This window comes from Kribbella sp. DT2 (assembly GCF_049844575.1).
GTDB lineage: Bacteria > Actinomycetota > Actinomycetes > Propionibacteriales > Kribbellaceae > Kribbella.
This window is the reverse complement of sequence record NZ_JBNCLH010000005.1, coordinates 25,877-44,965: the sequence shown is the minus strand read 5'-3', so window position 1 is coordinate 44,965 and position 19,089 is coordinate 25,877. Positions and strand designations below refer to the sequence as shown.

Here is a 19,089-nt window from a genome sequence, read left to right as displayed (position 1 = left end):
TCAGCCGGTGAACGGCTCCGCGGCGACGATCTCGACCGTGACGTCCTTGCCGTTCGGCGCCTCGTAAGTGGCCTTCTGGCCCTTCTTCTTGCCCAGGATCGCCGAACCGAGCGGCGACTGCGGGGAGTACACGTCGATGTCGACCGACGCGTCCAGCGCGAGCAGCTCGCGGGAGCCGAGCAGGAAGGTCTCCACCTCGTCGTCACCGGCGAACTTGATCGACACCTTCATCCCGGGCTCGACCTTGCCGCCCGGCTTCGGGGTCTCGCCGACCCGGGCGCGGCGCACCATGTCCTCCAACTGGCGGATCCGGGCCTCCATCTTGCCCTGCTCGTCCTTGGCCGCGTGGTAGCCGCCGTTCTCCTTCAGGTCGCCCTCGTCGCGGGCGTCGCTGATCCGCTGCGTGATGTCGGCGCGGGCCGGGCCCTTCAGGTTCTCGAGCTCCGCCTTCAGCTGGTCGAAGCCATCCTGTGTCAGCCAGACAACGCTGTCCTCGATGTTCTGCGTCACGGGCTGCTCCTTTGGTGATGGGATGGGTCGGAAATACTCAAGGTCGCCGTCGTCGACGGCGACCAATCCTCCGAGCGTAGCAAGAACGGGCCCGGAACCCCACAGTTCTTCGTCTTCTCAAACAGTGAGCGACCCCGTCGGCAATCGCTTGCCACCGCTCACGATGGGATACCGGTCCGTACTACGGACACCCCAGTACCCGTACGGCGCTCGGCTATGCAACCGGTCAGTGCGGCCGGGCGGTGTCGGCCGTCGTACAGCCGACCAGCACGACCGAGGTCGCCACGCGCTGTGTGGTCAGCTTGGCCGGCAGAGTCTGCGCCTTGGGGGAGTCGGCCGGCACCGTGAGGGTCAGCTCGCCGACGATCGAGAAGTCGGCGGCCTTGGCCTGCAGCCGGCACGACGCCTCGACGGACTTGCGCTTCTCGACCTGGATCGTCGCGGTCGCCGAGGTGTCCGACGGGATCGTGAACGCCAGCAGGCGCGACGAGACCGGAGGGGTGGACTGGACGAACGCGACCCGCACCAGCCAGACCAGTGCGACCACGGCGACGACGCCGATCACACCGATCAGAAGCAGGGGTCGGCGGCCGCGCGGCGTACGGCCGTAGCGGGCGTCCAGGTCGGTCGCGGCTGGGTCGGTCAACGGTTCTCCTCGGGCTTGGAGGACCATTGTGTCTTGTGACCGAAGATCTTCGCCTGCTGCATGTCCATGCCCACCCCGACGACGAGTCCAGCAAAGGCGCTGCCTCGACCGCGAAGTACGTGGCCGACGGCGTCGACGTGATGGTGGCCACGTGCACCGGTGGTGAACGCGGCTCGATCCTGAACCCGAAGATGGACCGCCCCGAGGTGCTCGCGAACATCTCCGAGATCCGCCGCAAGGAGATGGACGCGGCGCGGGAGATCCTCGGCATCCGCCAGGAGTGGCTCGGCTGGGTCGACTCGGGCTACCCCGAGGGCGACCCGCTGCCGCCGCTGCCCGAGGGCTGCTTCGGGCTGATGAAGGTCGAGGACGCCGCCGCGCCGCTGGTCAAGCTGATCCGGGAGTTCCGTCCGCAGGTCGTCACCACGTACGACGAGAACGGCGGTTACCCGCACCCCGACCACGTGATGTGCCACCAGATCAGCGTCGCCGCGTTCGAGGCGGCCGGCGACCCGGACGCGTACCCGGAACTGGGCGCGCCGTGGCAGCCGCTGAAGCTGTACTACCACCACACGTTCCACTTCGAGCGGATGAAGGCGCTGCACGACGCGATGGTCGCGCGCGGCCTGGAGTCGCCGTACGCCGAACGCCTGAAGGAGTGGAAGCCGGACCCGGAGAACGAGCGCCGGATCACCACCCGGGTCGAGTGCGCCGAGTACTTCGGGGTCCGCGACCGGGCGCTGCTGGCGCACGCGACGCAGATCGATCCGGACGGGTCCTGGTTCAGCGTTCCGCTGGCCGTGCACCAGGAGGCCTGGCCCACCGAGGACTACGAACTGGCCCGCAGCCTGGTCGAGTCCGAGCTCCCCGAGGACGACCTCTTCGCGGGGCTGCGCTGACGGCGGGTGGGGACGGTGAGACACTGGCCTGGTGACCGCGACGACCCTTCTTCTGACGACCGCACCCCCGGCGGGCGAGATCGACCCGAACACGGTGAAGCCCGGTTGGGTCGCGCTGCTGATCATCCTGGCGCTCGCTGCCGCTGTGGCACTGCTGATGAAGAACATGAGCAAGCAGCTGAAGCGAATCGACTTCGATCCCACCGACGGCGCGCCGAACGACGACGCTGCGGACGCCCCAGCAGCGTCCGGCGCCCCGCCGAAGGACGACAGCTCACCGGACCCGGCCGACGCTGCCGGTCCGACTGATCGGACGCAGCCGACCGACCAGCGCTAGCGTTCTGCCCAACGGGTGCCGAGGGCAACGGCTTGACCGGGCAGGTTGCGGAAAGTCACGTGTCGGCAACCGTTTGCACCACCCCGGTCACGAGATGGTGTCGCTGGCGGCGATCGTGAGGTAGCTCACCCTATAGTGAGCGCGTGTTCAACTGCACCCACGGTGGGACCGGTCGGTGACCGCGACCCGCGCCGCCCGGCACCGGATGCCCGGACGTCTGGTCGCGGGGGGCCTGGCCGCCTTGATTGTGGCCTCGATCGCCTTGGTGGTGGGGGTTTTCGCCGCCGGTAGTGAACCCACCGACGACGTGCTCGGGATCGGCGGCCCTGGGCGGTTCGTCGACTGGCTGCTGCCGTTCTTCCGCCTGATCTCCACGCTCGCGACGGTCGGCTGTGCCGGCGCTCTGCTCGCCGCGGTCGTGCTGCTGCGCACGGACGGTGGCCCGCTCGGCACACAGGGCCGTCGCGCCGTCCGCGACGCCGGAAACGCCGCCGTCATCTGGGCGGTCGCGTCCTTCGCCGGCGCCGTGGTCAGCGCCGCGATCCTGCTCAACACCCCGGTTCGCCTGCTCCGCTACCGGATCGACGACGCGCTCGGTGTTCCCGAGGTCAAGGCGCTGCTGATCACCGGCATCCTGGTCGTCGCCCTCGCGGTCGGCATCCGCCGGGTCCAGACCTCGTACGCCGCCGGCCTGGGAGTCCTGGTCGCGGTCGCCGCGCTGATCCCGCCGGCGCTGACCGCCTATCCGCGCAACGAGGCGTACGTCGTACTGGCTGGTGCTGCGCTCGTCCTGCACGTGGTCGCCGCCACCAGCTGGGTCGGCGGCCTGGCCGGGCTCGTCCGCTACGGGCGGGCCAGCCGCGACGGTCTCCCGTTCGTGCTCGAACGCTTCAGCCAGGTCGCGCTGATCTCGTCGATCATCGTGCTGCTCAGCGGCCTGCTCAGCGGCGCCGGCCGTCTCGCCGCCCAGGCCGGCGGTTTCGACCAGGTCCTCGACGCCGCCACCACCGCGCCGTACGGCGGGCTGATGATCGCCAAGACCGCGGTCTTCGTCCTGCTGATCATCGGCGGCTGGATCCACCGCCGCCAGGTCGTCTCCAACCTGATCGAACCGGGCCCCCGCTTCTGGCAGCTGGTGGCGGCGGAACTCCTCATCATGTCGGTGGCCCTGGGTCTGTCGGTCGCACTGTCCCAAACGACCTGACGGTCAGAGCGGCCGGTGCCCAACAGCACCGACCGCCCCGGCAGATCAGCGCAGACCGAAGGCCTGGTTGACGGTCTGCGTGATCCCGTCGCCGTTGCGCTGCTTGGCGGTGACCCGGATCGACACCTGCTCCGCGCGACCCGGCGCCCGGAGCTGCGTCTTCCAGGTGCCCTTGTTTTCCTGGAGGTTCTGCCGCTGCCAGGACGCTCCGTCGTCGTACGAGATCTCGAGCGCGACAGACCTGACCGGATCCCCACCGCCGAGCACCGAAGGCCTGATCGTGAACACCGAGTTCCGCTTGGCCCGGCCGGCGGCATCCACCTCTGCCGTGTAGTCGAGCTGAGCCAGCGGCAGTGCCTGGTCCTCGGCCTCGCCCGACGTGAACGTCCATTCGGTGTGCGTGCCGCTCGAGTACGGCGTCAGGTCGGTGTTCCCGACCGTGTCGACCACCAACCGGTACGGCAGCTTCTCCGGCGACAGACCACCGACGCCGAACTCCGGCCGCGGCCCGTTCTGCGCCAGCTGCTGATCTCCCTGGAAGAGCGCGAAGCTCCGCCCCATCAACGAGTCACCACTGTGCGCCGACCCGCCGTCACCGAACCCGGCGATCATCCCGCCCATCGCGTTCCCCACCCGGTGCGGAACCTCGAAACCGAGGATCCGTGGCCGCACGATCGGCCCGAACCACCGTTCGTTCCGCACGCTGCGCGGCTGGTAGCTCACGATGTCGGTGAAGGTCGACCAGCCGTCGATCGACCCGTACTGCTGCCAGTTGACGCCGGCCGACACCCAGTCCGTCCGGTGCCCGACCGCGGGCTTGCGCGGGAACGGCGGGACGCGGGTCATCCCGTACCCGGCGTACGGATAGGCAGCAGGCCAGTGCTCGTACGCCGGACTGTCCTCGCGGCTCTCCCGGACCACCTGACCGTTGGGCGCCGCGAAGTCGTTCTCGATCCGCGCGAGGCTCCCGGGACCGGTCGCCGCGGACGGGTCGTCCGGAATCCTGCCCTGGTGGTAGTCGGCCAGGTCGTACAGGTACGCCGGCACCGGATGGGCCTCGACGGCGAGCTCGGTCTGTCCGTGCTCGAGCCGAGTGATCAGCGCCTCGCCGTCGTCGAGCGTGAGCGAGGCGGTGGGAATCGGTCCGGTGTTCAGGCCGTCCGGGTTCCCGGACCAGTCGCTCTTGCGGCCGTCGGTGTCGTTCACCACCAGGAGCATCGCCGCGCCCGCGGCATGGGCCGCCGCGGCCTGCTCGGTGGTGGCGACGTCGATACTGCTCCGTACGACGACGGCCTTGCCACGTGCGGACAAGCCCTTGTACTCAACAGGTTTGCCGGTCCCGGCGAAGACTGTACCAACGCGCGTGGTGCCGCTTCGGAAGGCAGGAGATCCCGGCTGGACCAGGAGCGAGTCGTCGAGGCTGCGGCCGGCGTACGAGATCTTCAGCGGCGTTTGCTCGGCCCGGAACCGGGTGGTGAAGACGAAGCTGCCCTTCTGCACCTTGGTCTTCGTCGGGAGCGCCCACAGGCTGTCGTAGGCGGGCGGCGGCATCAGGATCGCGTGCAGAGCCTGTGCGTCGTTGGGCGACGGCGCCGAGGTGAAGGAGCGGAAGAGATCGACCCGGCTGGTGCGGACGGTGGTCGGGTTGGGGGTCGCCACCTTGACCTCGCGGGTCCGCGACGCGTCGAGCACGACGGTCCGGTCGGTCGTCAGGTTCACCTCGGGCGCCGTCAGCACCGCGAGCCCGAGCGAGTGCGGGCCGTGGCTTCCCGGTACGTCGAGAGTCGCGACGACGGTGTAGGAGCCGGGCGCCCAGCGGCTGGTGTACTTGCCGTTCGGGACCCAAAGCACGGTGGTCCTGCCGTCCGCGCCCGTGACCTCGACCTCGCCGCTGACAGGCTTCCCGGTGCGGTCCTTCAGCTGGACGGTCAGGTCGTGCTTCTTCGGCTCGACGGCCAGGCCGACGGCGGTATGCACCGAACCGGTCGCGGAACGCGCGACGACCTGGGCGGCGTACTGGCCTGGCTGCAGGCCCTTCGGAGTGGCGACGAGGCCGACCGACGAGCTTCCGCGCGCCGGCACGGTGACCTGACCGGCCGCCGTGGTGAACACCCCGGCGGGCGAGGTCGACAGCTGCAGGGTGATGGGACGGTCCGTCGTGTTGCGGTAGGTGAGCTGCCGCTTGACGGGGATCGATCCCGGGGCGACGAGCCCGGCGTCCACCGATCCGGTCGCGACGATCTGGTTGCGGAGGTACGCGGCGGCGACGTCCAGGCGCCCGCTGCCTGCCTCGTACGGCGTGTAGCTGGGCGTCAGCGCGGTCGTGCTCATCAGCGCGTCCTTGAGCTGCTGCCCGGTCCACTCGGGATGCTGCTGGGCCAGCAGCACAGCGGCCCCGGCCACGTGGGGCGCGGCCATCGACGTACCACTGTCCGATCGGTAGTAGCCCTCACCGCCGTCGTTCATCTGCTGGGAGCGCGCGGCCAGGATGTCCACGCCGGGCGCGGTCAGGTCGGGCTTGAGGCCGTCGTCGAACATCCGCGGCCCGACGCTGGAGAAGCCGGCGAGCTGGTCGGAAGAGTCCACCGCTCCGACGGTCAGGGCGGAGTCGGCGGTGCCGGGCGCGCTCACGGCGTACGGGGTGTTGCCGGAGTTGCCCGCGGCGATGACGAACAGCGCACCGGTCTCGGCGCTCAGTTGGTTGACCGCCTGGCTCAGCGGATCGTCCTGGGTGTGCCAGGCCGCTGTACCGAGGCTCATGTTGATCACCTTGGCGTGCTCGGTCCGCGCGGCCCACTCCATCCCGGCGATGATCCCCGAGATCGGTCCGGACCCGCTGTCGCCGAGCACCTTGCCGACCACCAGGTCAGCGCCGGGTGCGACGCCCTTCTCCTTCCCGTCCGAGGCCGCGCCGGTCCCCGCGACGGTGGACGCGGTGTGCGTCCCATGGCCGTTCCGGTCGACCACGTCCTCACCGGCCACGAAGCTCTGGGTCGCGACGATGCGCGGAGCCAGGTCCGGGTGGGTGGTGTCCACACCGGAGTCCAGAACAGCAACCCGTACGCCGGCGCCCGTCGCACCCGCCTCCCAAGCAGCCGGCGCACCGATCTGCGCCGTACTGTCCGCAAGCAGCGCCTTCGCCTTGCCGTCCAGCCAGACCTTGTCCACCCCAGCGGCAAACGCCGGCGCAGCGCCGGGAGCCTGCTTCGCCCTGGTCGCGCTGCCGCTGGTCAGAGCCGACCAGAGCGTCGAAACCCCCGACCGGCCAGCCCGAACGGCCGACCCGCCGACCGACGGCAGCTCCCGCGCGACAGTTGCCCCAGGCAACAGCGTCTGCTTCGACCGCAGTCCGTCCGACGCTCCCGTGACGATCAGCGGCAGCTCCGGCGTACGAGCGTTGTCGTAGCCCTGGGCAACCAACTCGCTCAGATTGAACAACTGCTTGTCGAGCCGCCCTGTCGCGACGTATGGCATGGCCTCGTCGGGCAGCACGAACGTGTCACCCGCCTCGACGCTGACCCGCACGGCCCCGGTCGCCCGCGGCGCCCGCGCGACAGCCTGCACCGACACCGACCGTCCCGTCCCTTGGGCGACAGTCACCTTGTCTCCGGTGATCAACGTGACCTCGAGCGGTTCAGACCGATCACCAGCAACGTCCGCGGTGGGCGGTGGAGGCGCGGCACCGGCAGTAGGAGGACCGGCCAAGCCGGCGACAAGGAGTAGTGCTGCGAGCGGCACGAGCTGCCGGCGAGCAGAAGAACGACGCACGTGGTCCTCCGGGGATCAGGGGTGACCGCATCCGATCAGCCGGGTGGAGACGTGTAAACGGATTGCCCTTTTTGGTCAGCAAGCAGGGGTGGTTTGGCCAGACTGGTCACGGGTGCCGTGCGCGCACCGCCTACGGTGGAGGCATGACCGCCAACGAGCTCGGGTCCTCGACGTCGCCCTACCTTCGGCAGCACGCGGGGAATCCGGTGGCGTGGAAGCAGTGGGGGGAAGCCGCGTTCGCGGAGGCGCGGGAGCGGGACGTGCCGGTGTTCTTGTCGGTCGGGTACTCGGCATGTCACTGGTGTCACGTGATGGCGCACGAGTCGTTCGAGGACGCGGCGACGGCGGCGTACCTGAACGAGCACTTCGTGAACGTGAAGGTGGATCGTGAGGAGCGGCCGGACGTCGACGCGATCTACATGGAAGCGACCGTGGCGATGACCGGGCGGGGCGGGTGGCCGATGTCGGTGTTCCTGACGCCGGCGGGGGAGCCGTTCTTCTGCGGGACGTACTTTCCGGCGGACGCGCGGCACGGGATGGCCAGTTTCCGGCAGGTGCTGGAGTCGTTGATCGACGCCTGGCGGACCAAGCGGGAGCAGATCGCGGGGATCGGGCAGTCCGTGGTCGAGCAGCTCGGCGCGCGGCAGCAGGTCGCCGGGGGAGCGATCGACGCGGCGGTGCTGGAGCGGGCGGCCGCCGTACTGAAGGTGGACTTCGACCCGGTGGACGCGGGGTTCGGGCAGGCGCCGAAGTTCCCGCCGTCGATGGTGCTGGACTTCCTGCTGCGGCACCACCGGCGTACTGGTTCCGTGGACGCGCTCGCGATGGTCGAGGCGAGCTGCGAGCGGATGGCGCGGGGCGGGATGTACGACCAGCTCGCCGGCGGGTTCGCGCGGTACAGCGTGGACGCGCAGTGGATCGTGCCGCACTTCGAGAAGATGCTGTACGACAACGCGCTGCTGCTCGACGTCTACACGCACTGGTGGGCCGTCACCGGGTCGCCGCTGGCGCAACGCGTCGCGACCGAGACGGCCGACTTCCTGCTCGCGGAGCTGTTGACGCCGGAGGGCGGGTTCGCCTCGGCGCTCGACGCGGACACCGAGGGTGAGGAAGGCCGGTACTACGTCTGGGCGCCGGATGAGCTGCGGGACGTGCTCGGGGACGACGCCGCTTGGGTGATCGAGCTGTGCGACGTGACGGGGACGTTCGAGCAAGGTACGTCGGTGCTGCAGTTGCGGCGGGACCCGGACTCCGCGGAACGCTGGGAGCGGGTCAAACGACTGTTGCTGGTAGCCCGCGGCCGGCGCACGTACCCGGGGCGCGACGACAAGGTCGTTGCCGCGTGGAACGGTCTCGCGATCACCGCCCTGACCAGGGCCGGGATCGTGCTCGACAGGCCCGAGTACGTCGACGCGGCAGTGCGGGCGGCGACGCTGATCCGGGACGTGCACCTGGACTCGTCGGGGCGGTTGCACCGGACCTCGCGGGACGGTGTCGTGGGGTCGGCGCACGGGGTGCTGGAGGACTATGCGGCGTACGCGCAGGCCTGCTTGACGTTGCTGGCGGCAACCTCAGACGACTCTTGGTTGACGGTGGCAAAGGCGTTGCTGGACAGGGTTCTGGAGCAGTTCGTTGCTGATGGCGCCTTCTTCGACACGGCGGGCGACGCCGAGAAGCTGGCGTGGCGGCCGCAGGACGCGACCGACAACGCGAGCCCGTCCGGAGTGTCGCTGGCAGCCGAGGCTCTCACCACGTTGGCGTCGGTGACGGGGGAGGCTCGGTACGAGGAGGCGGCCGACCTGGCGCTCGCGGCGTCGGCGGCTCTCGCCGCCCGCGCGCCGCGCTTCGCCGGCCGGGCGCTCGCGGTTGCTGAAGCGCGGCAGGCCGGACCACTTGAGATCGCGATTGTTGGTGCTGACAAAGAGTTGACGAGGGTTGCTGTGCAGCACGCGCCGTGGGGCACGGCCGTCGTACGGGGTGAGCCCGGCTCCGACGTGCCGCTGCTCGCCGGGCGGGGACTGGTCGACGGGCGCGCCGCGGCGTACGTGTGTCAGAAGTTCACCTGCAAGCTTCCGGTGGTGTTGCCGGAAGACCTTCGCGCGGAGTTGACCGGCGGCCGCTGACAACGCCGGTCAACGCGGGTTTTCCCTGTCGTTTCGCGAGATTCCCTTGACTCTTGCCTCACCGAGGCGCAGAGTCCTCCCTCAGTCGGATGTAACAGGATGCGCATGTCCTGACACATAGTGTCACAACTGAGGCAGTGGCACTCATGGGTCAATTACCTCCGGCGTCCCCAATTGAATTGGTCGCTGCGCCCAAACAGCGACCACACCGTGAGGAGATGTTGTCTTGAAACGACTGACATCAGCAGGGGCGGTGGCCATCGTCGCAGCAGCGGGTCTGGCTGCGACCATCACCGGCACGCCCGCCGGAGCCGCCAACCGTACGGCCCCGCTCCCGGCATCCGGCTTCAACGAGCCGGCCGCCATCAAGGCCGAGAACGCGCTGACCGCGCAGACGGCCGCCGCCCTCGGACTCGGCGGAGGCGAGCAGCTCGTCGCCCGCGGCGTCGCGGCGGACCCGGACGGCACCGAGTTCGTGCACTACGACCGCACCTACAACGGCCTGAAGGTCGTCGGCGGTGACCTGATCGTCAAGCGCAAGGGCGAGGCGATCGGTGGCGTGACCTACAACCGCGGCGCCAAGAGCGTCGCCGTGAGCTCGACCAAGCCGGCCTTGTCCCAGGCCTCGGCGCTCGGTACGGCGGCGAAGTCGGCCGAGTTCAAGGCGACCAGCAACAAGGGTTCGCTGATCGTCTTCGCGGCCACCGGCACGCCGGTCCTGGCCTACGAGGTCGTCACCACCGGTACCAAGGCCGACCAGACCCCGTCGGTCCTGCACAGCTACATCGATGCCAAGTCCGGCGCCGTCCTCGCCCAGGACGACGAGATCAAGACCGGGACCGGCAACTCGATGTACTCCGGCACGGTGAGCATCGGTACGTCGGGCAGCTTCTCGATGACGGACCCGAGCCGCGGTGGCAACTACACCACCGACCTGAACGGCGCGACCTCCGGCAACGGCACCACCTTCACGGACCCCGACGACACCTGGGGCAACGGCGCCACCTCGAACCGGCAGACCGCCGGCGTCGACGCGCACTTCGGCGCCCAGCTGACCTGGGACTACTACAAGAACGTCCACGGTCGCAACGGCATCTTCAACAACGGTCAGGGTGCGCGGTCCCGCGTGCACTACGGCAACTCCTACGTCAACGCGTTCTGGGACGGCACCCAGATGACGTACGGCGACGGCCAGGGCAACGCCAAGCCGCTGACCGCCATCGACGTGGCCGGCCACGAGATGAGCCACGGCGTCACCGAGGCGACCGCGAACCTGAACTACTTCGGCGACGCGGGCGGCCTGAACGAGTCCACCTCGGACATCTTCGGCACCGCGGTCGAGTTCTCGGCCAACAACTCGTCCGACCCGGGTGACTACCTGATCGGCGAGAAGATCAACATCAACGGCAACGGCACGCCGCTGCGCTACATGGACAAGCCGTCCAAGGACGGTGCCAGCAAGGACTGCTGGACCACCAGCACCGGCGGGCTCGACCCGCACTACTCCTCCGGCCCGCTGAACCACTGGTTCTACCTGGCCTCCGAGGGCACCGGCAGCAAGGTCATCGGTGGCGTCACCCACGCCAGCACCGCCTGCAATGGCGCCACCATCGCCGGGGTCACCCGCGACGTCGCCGCCAAGGTCTGGTACCGGACGCTGAGCACCAAGCTCACCTCGGGCAGCACCTACAAGGACGCCCGCGAAGGCGCGATCAACTCGGCCAAGGAGCTGTACGGCGCGGACTCCGCGCAGTGCAAGGGCATCGAGGCCGCGTTCTCGGGCATCTCCGTCCCGGCCGGCGCCGCCGCCTGTGGCGGTGGCACCGACCCGGAGCCGCCGACCGGTGACAACCTGGTCAAGAACCCGGGCTTCGAGTCCGGCGCGACCAACTGGACCGGCACCACCGGCGTGATCACCAACAGCGCGTCGAAGCCGGCCCACGGCGGCAGCTACAAGGCGTGGCTGCAGGGCAACGGCCGTTCCAGCACCGAGAACATCGGCCAGTCCGTCGCCATCCCGGCGTCGGCGACCGCGGCCAGCCTGGCGTTCTGGGTCCGGATCGACACCGCGGAGACGACCGGTTCGACGGTCTACGACACCGTGAAGGTCCAGGTGGTCGACGGGTCGACCACCACCACGGTCGGCACGCTGTCGAACCTGAACAAGTCGACGGCGTACGTGCAGAAGACCTTCAACGTGGCGCAGTACAAGGGCAAGACGGTCACGGTGAAGTTCGTCGGCCAGGAGGACTCGTCGCTGCAGACGAGCTTCGTGATCGACGACGTGTCGCTGATCGCCGGCTGATCTCGGCCTGAAGGTCCCGTCCGGGGCGCACACCCTCCCGCCCGAGAGTGTGCGCCCCGGCTTCTTTGTTGGACACAGTCTTTGTGAGGCAAGGGAGTTCACCAATGTCCAAACCCCTTCTGTACGGCGTACTCGGTGCCGCGCTCGTCTCCACCGCCCTGGTGCCGAACGCCCCCGCCGACGCGGCGGTCGTTGCCGAGTCACCCGACATCTCCGTCACCAACGTCAAGGCCCATCTCGACCAGCTCCAGTCGATTGCCACCAGCAACGGTGGCAACCGTTACACCGGCCGCCCCGGCTACCGCGCGTCGGCCGACTGGGTGAAGTCCAAGCTCGACGCGGCCGGCTACACCACCACGCTGCAGTCCTTCTCGACGTCGGCCGGTACGTCGTACAACGTGATCGCCGAGTGGCCGCACGGCGACGCGAACCACGTCGTGATGACCGGCTCACACCTCGACAGCGTCAGCGTCGGGCCGGGCATCAACGACAACGGCACCGGAAGTTCCGGCGTCCTGGAGACCGCGCTCGCGTACGCCGCCAGCGGCCAGACGCCTCGTAACCGCTTGCGCTTCGGCTTCTGGGGAGCCGAGGAGCTCGGCCTGCTCGGCTCGAAGTACCACGTCAACAACCTGCCCGCGGCCGAGCGGGACAAGGTCGAGCTGTACCTGAACTTCGACATGACCGGTTCGCCGAACCCGGGGTACTTCGTCTACAACGACAACCCGGCCGGCAACGGCGCGCGCGACGACCTGACGGCGTACTTCACCAGCAAGTCGGTGCAGACCGAGTACATCGACGTGCAGGGCCGGTCCGACCACGCGGCCTTCCGGTCGCTCGGAATCCCCACCGCCGGGACGTTCTCAGGGGCCGAGGGCATCAAAACCGCGGCGCAGGCGACGAAGTGGGGTGGCACGGCCGGGCAGGCGTACGACCCCTGCTACCACCGGTCCTGCGACACGATCAGCAACCTGAACCTGACCTCGCTGGACCGGCAGAGCGACGCGATCGGCCACATGGTCTGGAACTACGCGCAGAAGGACTACGGCACCACGACCCCACCGACCGGTGGCAACCTGCTGCGCAACCCGGGCTTCGAGTCCGGCGCGACGAACTGGACCGGGACCACCGGCGTGATCACCAACTCCAGCTCGAAGCCGGCGCACGGTGGTAGCTACAAGGCCTGGCTGCAGGGCAACGGGCGGTCGAGCACCGAGAACGTCGGCCAGTCGGTCGCGATCCCGGCCTCGGCCGGCGCGGCGAGCCTGTCGTTCTGGGTCCGGATCGACACCGCGGAGACCACGGGGTCCACGGTGTACGACACGGTGAAGGTCCAGGTGGTCGACGGCGCGACGACGTCAACGCTGGCGACCTTGTCGAACGTGAACAAGTCGACGGCGTACGTGCAGAAGACGTACGACGTGACGGCGTACAAGGGCAGGACGGTCACCGTGAAGTTCGTCGGTCAGGAGGACTCGTCGCTGCAGACCTCGTTCGTGATCGACGACGTGGTACTCGGGACCAGCTAGACCGGTTTGCAGAGCTTGCCCGGTGCGGCGGCTTCGGTCAGGAGTGCGCTGACCGGAGTCGCCATCGGCTCGAGGCGCGGGTCCTCGAGCCGGGCGAGCCCGCCGCCGGCCGAGACCGCGATGATCATGTCGTCGGGGTGCCGGATCGAGGGCTTGGTCGAGCCGATCGCGGCCCAGTCGACCTGCTGCACCGCGTCGGTGAGCGAGGTGAGGAAGGCGGCGTCCAGCTTGCACTTGACCGCCGGCTTGCCGCGCCGGGTCACCGTGGTGACGCCGTCGGTGCCGATCACGACCTTGTCGTCGAAGCCCGCGAATCCGCCGGTCCTCGTGACGGTGATCGGGAGCGCATCACCCGGCGTACTGCTGGAAGGTGGTGTGCTCGGACTCGGGCTGCTCCCCGAGGTGGTGGAGTCGTCCCCGCAGCCGGCCAACAGCAGACCGGCGGCGGCAGTAGCACTAGCGGCGGCAAGACGAAGGTTCCTCACACCCACATGCATACCCACTTCCTCCCAACCGGCAGACTTCGTGCATGGGCTGGTACACGAATGTCATCCGGCTGTTAGGGCACCGGCCCTGGTTCGCCACTGTCGGTCGCGCGGTCATGCCCTTCGATCGCTGGCTGCAACGACGGACCGGCGGGCGGGTCAACATCCTCGGCAAGAGCGCGCTGCCGACCCTGTTGCTGACCACCACCGGCCGTAAGTCCGGTGAGCCGCGGACCGTGCCGCTGATCTACGCGCACGACGGCGACTCGTTCGTGGTGACCGCGTCCAACTGGGGCCAGCAGCACCATCCGGCCTGGTCCGCCAACCTGATCGCCTGCGCTGACGCCGTCGTGGCGTTGCCCGGCGGCCGCGACGTACCGGTTCAGACGCTGCTGGCCGAGGGGGACGAGCGCGACCGTGTCTGGCCGCTGGTGACGAAGGTGTGGCCGGCGTACGACACGTACGTCGTACGAAGTGGTCGGGACATCCGGGTCTTCGTGCTGACTCCCTAGGGCTGCTTGGCCAGGTCGACCAGGACTCTGGTCAGCTGCACCCGGTCCTCGAACAGCCTCAGGTCGTCGTCGGTCGGGGATGCACCCAGGTTCTCCAGGGGGAGCGCGGTGAACGTCCCCCGGGCCAGCAGCGACCCCAAGTACCCGTACCTGACCTGCTCCCGCGACACCTGCATCCCCTCGGCGGCCAACCCCTCCGTGAACGCCTCGAGGATCACCTGGTGCACGGCTGGCAGTGCGGTGGGCGACAGCTCACCGGCGTGAGCAAGCCCCACCAGGAGCTGGCCCAGGTCGAAGCCGACCGCCTGCGGGCAGTCGAACCCCCAGTCGATCACCACGAACTCGTCCGGACGGCCCAACGGGACCAGCAGGTTCTGCGGGCTCGCGTCCCCGTGCTGGTAACACTGCGGCAAGGCATCCAGCGCATCCAGTACGCCGGGCAACTGCTCGCCCAGCTCGAGCAGGTCGTCGCGCAGACCGTGGTCGCCGAGGTTGCAGACGGCCGCCGCGAGCAGCGGGTGCCGCCAGGTCGCCGTGTCGGCCAGTGCGGGGAGCGCGGTCGTCATGACCCGGCCCTGGACGTAGTACCGCAGGCCGATGCCCGGCTGGTCGACGCCGGGCCGCGGCAGGAAGGGCTGGACCAGGTGTGGCTGGCGGCGGGCGGACAGCCGGCCCAGCAGGTAGGCCGCCCGGGCGAACCGGTCCAGGCCCCAGATGCCTGGCTCCTGGACGACGTACTCCATCCAGAGCGTCGCCCGGTCGTCGTCGTACTCGTCGATCCGGTACGCCGTGGGCAGGCGCAGCCCGTCGGGCAGCACGGTCGCGATGTCGCTGTGGTGCACGGCGATCTCGAGCCGCCAGGGCAGGTTCTGGATGAAGTCCTCGCGGAACGCGTCCGGGATGAGGTGGATCAGTCCCCAGTGCCGGGGCGACTGGAGCTGCTTGACGAAGCTGCACCAGTCCGTGGTGGAGCCGTCGGAGAGGCGGGCCGTGCCGAGGACGCGGAGCAGAGCGGCGGTGCTCGGCGTACCGATCGGGTAGGGGAACGGTTCGACGTGAGTGCTGAGCGGTACTGCGGCCGGGTCGCCGGTGACGGCCCGGACGAGGTCGGTGAGTCGGACGTCGTCGAGCGCGTCGCGGCCGAGTGGTTCGAGTGCGGTCATGGTCATCGGATCCCCCCGAAAGCAAAGCAGCTTTACCATTCGGATAGTAAAGTGGCTTTATGACTTCCGTCAACGGCCTTTCCGGGCTGAACACCCCGCCGCACGTCGCCAACCTGCTCGGCCGGGTGATGGCCCGGATGCGCGAGCAGATCCTGGAGGGCGCGGGGCAGCCTTTCCCGGGGTTGCGGGTGTCGCACTACCGGCTGCTCGACCTGATCCCGCCCGACGGCGCGCGGATCACCGACTTGGCCGCGCACGCGGGGATGACCAAGCAGGGACTAGGCCAGCACGTCGACTACCTGCAGGTGCGGGGGTACGCCGAGTCGGCCCGGCTGGAGACGGATCGGCGGGTGCGGCTGGTCCGGCGTACGGGCAAGGGTGACGAAGCGACGGCGTTCGCCCGGGCCGCGATCGACCGGGTGGAGCAGGAATGGGCCGAGCGGCTGGGCGACGACCGGTACGCCGACTTCCGGCAGGTGCTGATCGAGATCGGTGCGGCCCCGGAGAGCGGTGCGGCCTCGGGGGAGCGGTCAGCCGGCCCGGTAGGTGGCGATGCTGACGGCGATGTAGTGGCAGATGAAGGCCGCCACGGTGCACGCGTGGAAGATCTCGTGGAAGCCGAACCACAGGGGTGACGGGTTCGGCCGCTTGGTGCCGTAGACGACCGCGCCGATCGAGTAGAGCCCGCCGCCGATCGCCAGCAGCGTGACCACCGAGGCGCCACCGAGGTGGTAGAAGTCGTTCATCCAGAAGATCGCGACCCAGCCGAGCGCCAGGTAGATCGGCGTGTAGAGCCAGCGCGGGGCGCCGACCCAGAAGATCCGGAACAGGATGCCGAGCAGCGCGCCGCCCCAGGCCGTGCTGAGCAGCAGGATCCGGTCGCTGCCGCTCAGCAGCACCATGCCCAGCGGGGTGTAGGTGCCGGCGATCAGCAGGAAGATGTTGCTGTGGTCGAGCCGGCGCAGGACCGCCTCGCCGGTCGGGCCCCAGTAGAACCGGTGGTACAGCGCCGAGATGCCGAACAGCAGCATCGAGCCCAGCGTGTAGACGGCGGCGGCCCAGCGGGCGCTCGCGCTCGGGGCCAGGCAGATCAGCACGATGCCGGCGGCCGTCGCGAGCGGGAAGGTGCCGGCGTGCAGCCAGCCGCGCAGCTTCGGCTTCAGGGCCTGACCGATGCGGTGGCCGGCGTCGTGCTCGGTGCCCTGCTCGGTGCCTTCGGTGCCAGGCTTGGCCGGCGGTTCGGTGGGGGTGGTGTCGCCGGTCACGGACTTGGCCGTCATACGCCATCCTCCTCGGAACGCGGTCGGAAATCGTACCTACGCAACCGTAACCTACGGTTGCGTAGGTTCAAGGGTCCGTAAGGATGAAATGTAGGCCACCTCACCGCGTCCGGGGCAGTCGGCCGGAGTGTTCCGCGACACTCCCTGAAGTGTCTGATGCGATCGAGAGTCGATAAGTTCGATGTTCGTCAAGGCCTCCGCGACCCCGCCGATCTGGGCTAGCCTCGTTGGGGCACGCCTGCACCACCTCCGATCCCGCAGACGGCCCGGTCGAGGACTCGAGGAGAACACCTGCCCATGCGGACACCCGGCAAGCAGCGCCTGCGCAACGCCGTGTACGGACTGTACGAGCGCCGGCTGGCGCGCTCCTTGTCGCCGGATCGAATGCCGCGCCACATCGGCGTCATCATCGACGGCAACCGGCGCTGGGCCCGGGCCTCGGGTGACCCGGTGTCCCGCGGGCACGAGGCGGGCGCGAGCAAGATCTCGGAGTTCCTGGGCTGGTGCGACGAGGTCGGCGTCAAGGTCGTCACGGTCTGGATGCTGTCCACCGACAACCTGACCCGGCCGGCCGACGAGCTGGAGCCGCTGCTGCGGATCATCGAGCAGACCGTCGAGGAGATGGCCGCGGTCGGTGGCCGGCGGATCCACCCGGTCGGTGCGCTGGACCTGCTGCCGTCCGCGACCGCCGAGGTGCTGAAGAGCGCGGAGACCGCGACCCAGCACGTCGACGGCCTGCTGGTGAACGTCGCCGTCGGGTACGGCGGCCGCCGCGAGCTCGCCGACGCGGTCCGCTCGCTGCTGCTGGAGGAGGCCGCCAAGGGCATCTCGATCGAGGAGCTGGCCGAGCGCGTCGACGTCGAGCACATCGCCGAGCACCTGTACACGAAGGGCCAGCCGGACCCGGACCTCGTCATCCGGACCTCGGGCGAGCAACGTCTCGGCGGCTTCCTGCTCTGGCAGAGCGCGCTGTCGGAGTTCTACTTCTGCGAGGCCCTGTGGCCCGACTTCCGCCACGTCGACTTCCTGCGCGCCATCCGGTCGTACGCCCAGCGAGAGCGCCGCTTCGGCGTCTGACGCCGCTCTCCAGCAGCAAGTCCCGGCTGGGCTCTCCCTGTCCGCACCGGTTGCAGGCTCCCCGGCGACGCAAGTAGTACGCGTACGCCGCGACGCCCAGCGCCGTACCCCAGACGACCCACAGCACCCCGGGCATCACCAGCCCCCAGGCCGACCCGGGGTTGTCGTCGATCAGCCGTAGGTTCATCAGCCCGGCCGGGACCAGCACGACCGCGACGATCGCGGCCGGGACGATCGCCCGCGACGGCGGCACCCACCGCCCGGCCCGCCACCAGATCCAGCGCGGGTACACCTCGCCCCACCGCTGCACCAGCCCGTGCGTGAGCACGCTGCCGCCGACTCCCAGCAGAGCCATCGCCAGCCCGATCTCCAGCATCCCCGGGGTGTCGGCCATCTCCTGGCGGAACCCGTCGGAGATCCCCAGCGGCCACCCGAAGTACCAGGCGACCCGGGTGAACTCGTACGGCACGTTCGACAGCACTGCGACCCACACCGCCCGCCGCCCCCACCGCAGCGCCGCTTCCGGCGTCGTCCAGGCCGCAGGAGCCCCGTGCCGGCGTCCGCAGGACACGCAGGCCTCCCGGGCCCGGCGGTGGTACGCGATCGCCGTAGCGGCCCACAGCAGGCCGCCGACGAAGATCAGCAGCACGTTCACCCGGTGCCAGTACAGGATGTCCTCGAGCCCGCCCTGCGCGCCGGGGATCCCGGTGAAGGCGAACACCAGGATCGCGGGGGACAGGGCAAGGATCGCCAGCGGCGTGTAGTCCGGGATCGCCAGGGCGAGCCCGACCGCCAGCACGGCGCCGAATGCCTGCGGCAACCACCCGCGCGGCCGTCGTACGGTCATCAGGACCGCGACCGCCGCGCCGGTGAACCCGAGCGCCGCCATCACCGGCGCCACCACGTCCACCGGAGCGCCTTCCAGCAGGGACGCCGTGGCCCGGTCGTCCTCGACCTTCGCGAACGGGTACCCGTCGCCACCTGTTGCCCAGAACACCCCCAGTACGCCGTACGCGAAGGACCACACGGCAGTCGCGCATCCGGTCCAGATCGGCCAGTTCTTCCGCATGGTTCAAGGCTCGCTCGCACGCTGCGTGAACGGATCCCTCCAACGGGCGATCGGCCTCCCTCGCACGGGTGAACTCGGCGGCGGCAACGTGTAACAAGCCGTTAACCCCGTGGCCGGGCGTGTCGGGCTGCGGGGTTTCTCGGACCGTCCTACTCTCGGTGGTGACAGTCGGAGGGGAAGCC

15 protein-coding genes are annotated in these 19,089 nt (G+C 69.5%); 9 read left to right on the top strand and 6 right to left on the bottom strand.

The genetic code is table 11. The annotated features are described in order from the left end of the window. Entirely contained in the window at window positions 1–510 is a 510-nt protein-coding gene (gene greA, locus ACLQ2O_RS21590; protein ID WP_425834119.1) for a transcription elongation factor GreA, read from the bottom strand. 226 nt (window positions 511–736) lie between these two features. After that, the gene (locus tag ACLQ2O_RS21585; protein ID WP_425834117.1) at window positions 737–1,156 is read right to left on the bottom strand and encodes a DUF4307 domain-containing protein; all 420 of its coding nucleotides are present in this window, start codon (window positions 1,154–1,156) and stop codon (window positions 737–739) included. 35 nt (window positions 1,157–1,191) lie between these two features. Here ACLQ2O_RS21585 and mca point away from each other — a divergent pair, with 35 nt between their 5' ends. From mca to ACLQ2O_RS21570, 3 genes are all read left to right on the top strand, one after another. Then, on the top strand, window positions 1,192–2,055 hold the full coding sequence (gene mca / locus ACLQ2O_RS21580) for a mycothiol conjugate amidase Mca (RefSeq protein ID WP_425834115.1): 864 nt from the start codon (window positions 1,192–1,194) through the stop codon (window positions 2,053–2,055). A gap of 31 nt (window positions 2,056–2,086) precedes the next feature. Further along, window positions 2,087–2,392: a hypothetical protein gene (locus tag ACLQ2O_RS21575; protein WP_425834113.1), complete on the top strand. Its 306-nt coding sequence runs from the start codon at window positions 2,087–2,089 to the stop codon at window positions 2,390–2,392. A 175-nt stretch (window positions 2,393–2,567) separates the two neighbouring features. Next, entirely contained in the window at window positions 2,568–3,596 is a 1,029-nt protein-coding gene (locus ACLQ2O_RS21570; protein ID WP_425834111.1) for a copper resistance D family protein, read from the top strand. Window positions 3,597–3,641: 45 nt separating this feature from the next. On the opposite strand, the gene ACLQ2O_RS21565 is transcribed toward ACLQ2O_RS21570, so the two are convergent. Beyond that, the gene (locus tag ACLQ2O_RS21565; protein WP_425834109.1) at window positions 3,642–7,196 is read right to left on the bottom strand and encodes a S8 family serine peptidase; all 3,555 of its coding nucleotides are present in this window, start codon (window positions 7,194–7,196) and stop codon (window positions 3,642–3,644) included. 311 nt (window positions 7,197–7,507) lie between these two features. Between ACLQ2O_RS21565 and ACLQ2O_RS21560 the strand changes: the two genes are divergently transcribed. The 3 genes from ACLQ2O_RS21560 to ACLQ2O_RS21550 all read left to right on the top strand — a co-directional run bounded on the left by ACLQ2O_RS21560 (window position 7,508) and on the right by ACLQ2O_RS21550 (window position 13,321). Then, window positions 7,508–9,487, top strand: coding sequence for a thioredoxin domain-containing protein (locus ACLQ2O_RS21560; RefSeq protein ID WP_425834107.1), 1,980 nt, complete (start codon window positions 7,508–7,510; stop codon window positions 9,485–9,487). Between the two features lie 226 nt (window positions 9,488–9,713). Further along, window positions 9,714–11,792: a M4 family metallopeptidase gene (locus tag ACLQ2O_RS21555; RefSeq protein WP_425834105.1), complete on the top strand. Its 2,079-nt coding sequence runs from the start codon at window positions 9,714–9,716 to the stop codon at window positions 11,790–11,792. 104 nt (window positions 11,793–11,896) lie between these two features. Then, on the top strand, window positions 11,897–13,321 hold the full coding sequence (locus tag ACLQ2O_RS21550) for a M28 family peptidase (protein ID WP_425834103.1): 1,425 nt from the start codon (window positions 11,897–11,899) through the stop codon (window positions 13,319–13,321). Here ACLQ2O_RS21550 and ACLQ2O_RS21545 read toward each other — a convergent pair. Further along, window positions 13,318–13,806, bottom strand: a complete 489-nt coding sequence (locus tag ACLQ2O_RS21545) for a hypothetical protein (RefSeq protein WP_425834101.1) — start codon at window positions 13,804–13,806, stop codon at window positions 13,318–13,320. The two genes, ACLQ2O_RS21550 and ACLQ2O_RS21545, sit on opposite strands and share 4 nt — an antisense overlap. A gap of 116 nt (window positions 13,807–13,922) precedes the next feature. Between ACLQ2O_RS21545 and ACLQ2O_RS21540 the strand changes: the two genes are divergently transcribed. Beyond that, complete coding sequence (locus tag ACLQ2O_RS21540; RefSeq protein WP_425834099.1) at window positions 13,923–14,318, top strand: nitroreductase/quinone reductase family protein; 396 nt, start codon at window positions 13,923–13,925, stop codon at window positions 14,316–14,318. Here the strand turns inward: ACLQ2O_RS21540 and ACLQ2O_RS21535 are convergent. Next, window positions 14,315–15,487 (bottom strand): phosphotransferase, encoded by a 1,173-nt coding sequence (locus tag ACLQ2O_RS21535; protein ID WP_425834097.1) that lies wholly within the window; start codon window positions 15,485–15,487, stop codon window positions 14,315–14,317. The genes ACLQ2O_RS21540 and ACLQ2O_RS21535 overlap by 4 nt on opposite strands. A 53-nt stretch (window positions 15,488–15,540) precedes the next feature. Between ACLQ2O_RS21535 and ACLQ2O_RS21530 the strand changes: the two genes are divergently transcribed. Further along, window positions 15,541–16,116: a MarR family winged helix-turn-helix transcriptional regulator gene (locus ACLQ2O_RS21530; RefSeq protein ID WP_425834095.1), complete on the top strand. Its 576-nt coding sequence runs from the start codon at window positions 15,541–15,543 to the stop codon at window positions 16,114–16,116. Here the strand turns inward: ACLQ2O_RS21530 and trhA are convergent. Further along, window positions 16,012–16,761 carry a PAQR family membrane homeostasis protein TrhA gene (gene trhA, locus ACLQ2O_RS21525; protein WP_425834093.1) on the bottom strand — a complete coding sequence of 250 codons (750 nt, stop codon included), beginning with the start codon at window positions 16,759–16,761 and terminating at the stop codon, window positions 16,012–16,014. The two genes, ACLQ2O_RS21530 and trhA, sit on opposite strands and share 105 nt — an antisense overlap. Before the next feature lie 297 nt (window positions 16,762–17,058). Here trhA and ACLQ2O_RS21520 point away from each other — a divergent pair, with 297 nt between their 5' ends. Beyond that, window positions 17,059–17,838, top strand: a complete 780-nt coding sequence (locus tag ACLQ2O_RS21520; RefSeq protein ID WP_425834091.1) for an isoprenyl transferase — start codon at window positions 17,059–17,061, stop codon at window positions 17,836–17,838. Window positions 17,839–19,089: the final 1,251 nt, after the last annotated feature.

What these genes read in the sequence shown, in the direction of transcription:
- ACLQ2O_RS21560 (WP_425834107.1), top strand. Translation starts at nt 7,508, where the DNA reads ATGACCGCCAACGAGCTCGGGTCCTCGACGTCGCCCTACCTTCGGCAG.
- ACLQ2O_RS21550 (WP_425834103.1), top strand. Translation starts at nt 11,897, where the DNA reads ATGTCCAAACCCCTTCTGTACGGCGTACTCGGTGCCGCGCTCGTCTCC.
- ACLQ2O_RS21540 (WP_425834099.1), top strand. Translation starts at nt 13,923, where the DNA reads ATGCCCTTCGATCGCTGGCTGCAACGACGGACCGGCGGGCGGGTCAAC.
- ACLQ2O_RS21535 (WP_425834097.1), bottom strand. Translation starts at nt 15,487, where the DNA reads ATGACCATGACCGCACTCGAACCACTCGGCCGCGACGCGCTCGACGAC.
- ACLQ2O_RS21530 (WP_425834095.1), top strand. Translation starts at nt 15,541, where the DNA reads ATGACTTCCGTCAACGGCCTTTCCGGGCTGAACACCCCGCCGCACGTC.
- trhA (WP_425834093.1), bottom strand. Translation starts at nt 16,761, where the DNA reads ATGACGGCCAAGTCCGTGACCGGCGACACCACCCCCACCGAACCGCCG.
- ACLQ2O_RS21520 (WP_425834091.1), top strand. Translation starts at nt 17,059, where the DNA reads ATGCGGACACCCGGCAAGCAGCGCCTGCGCAACGCCGTGTACGGACTG.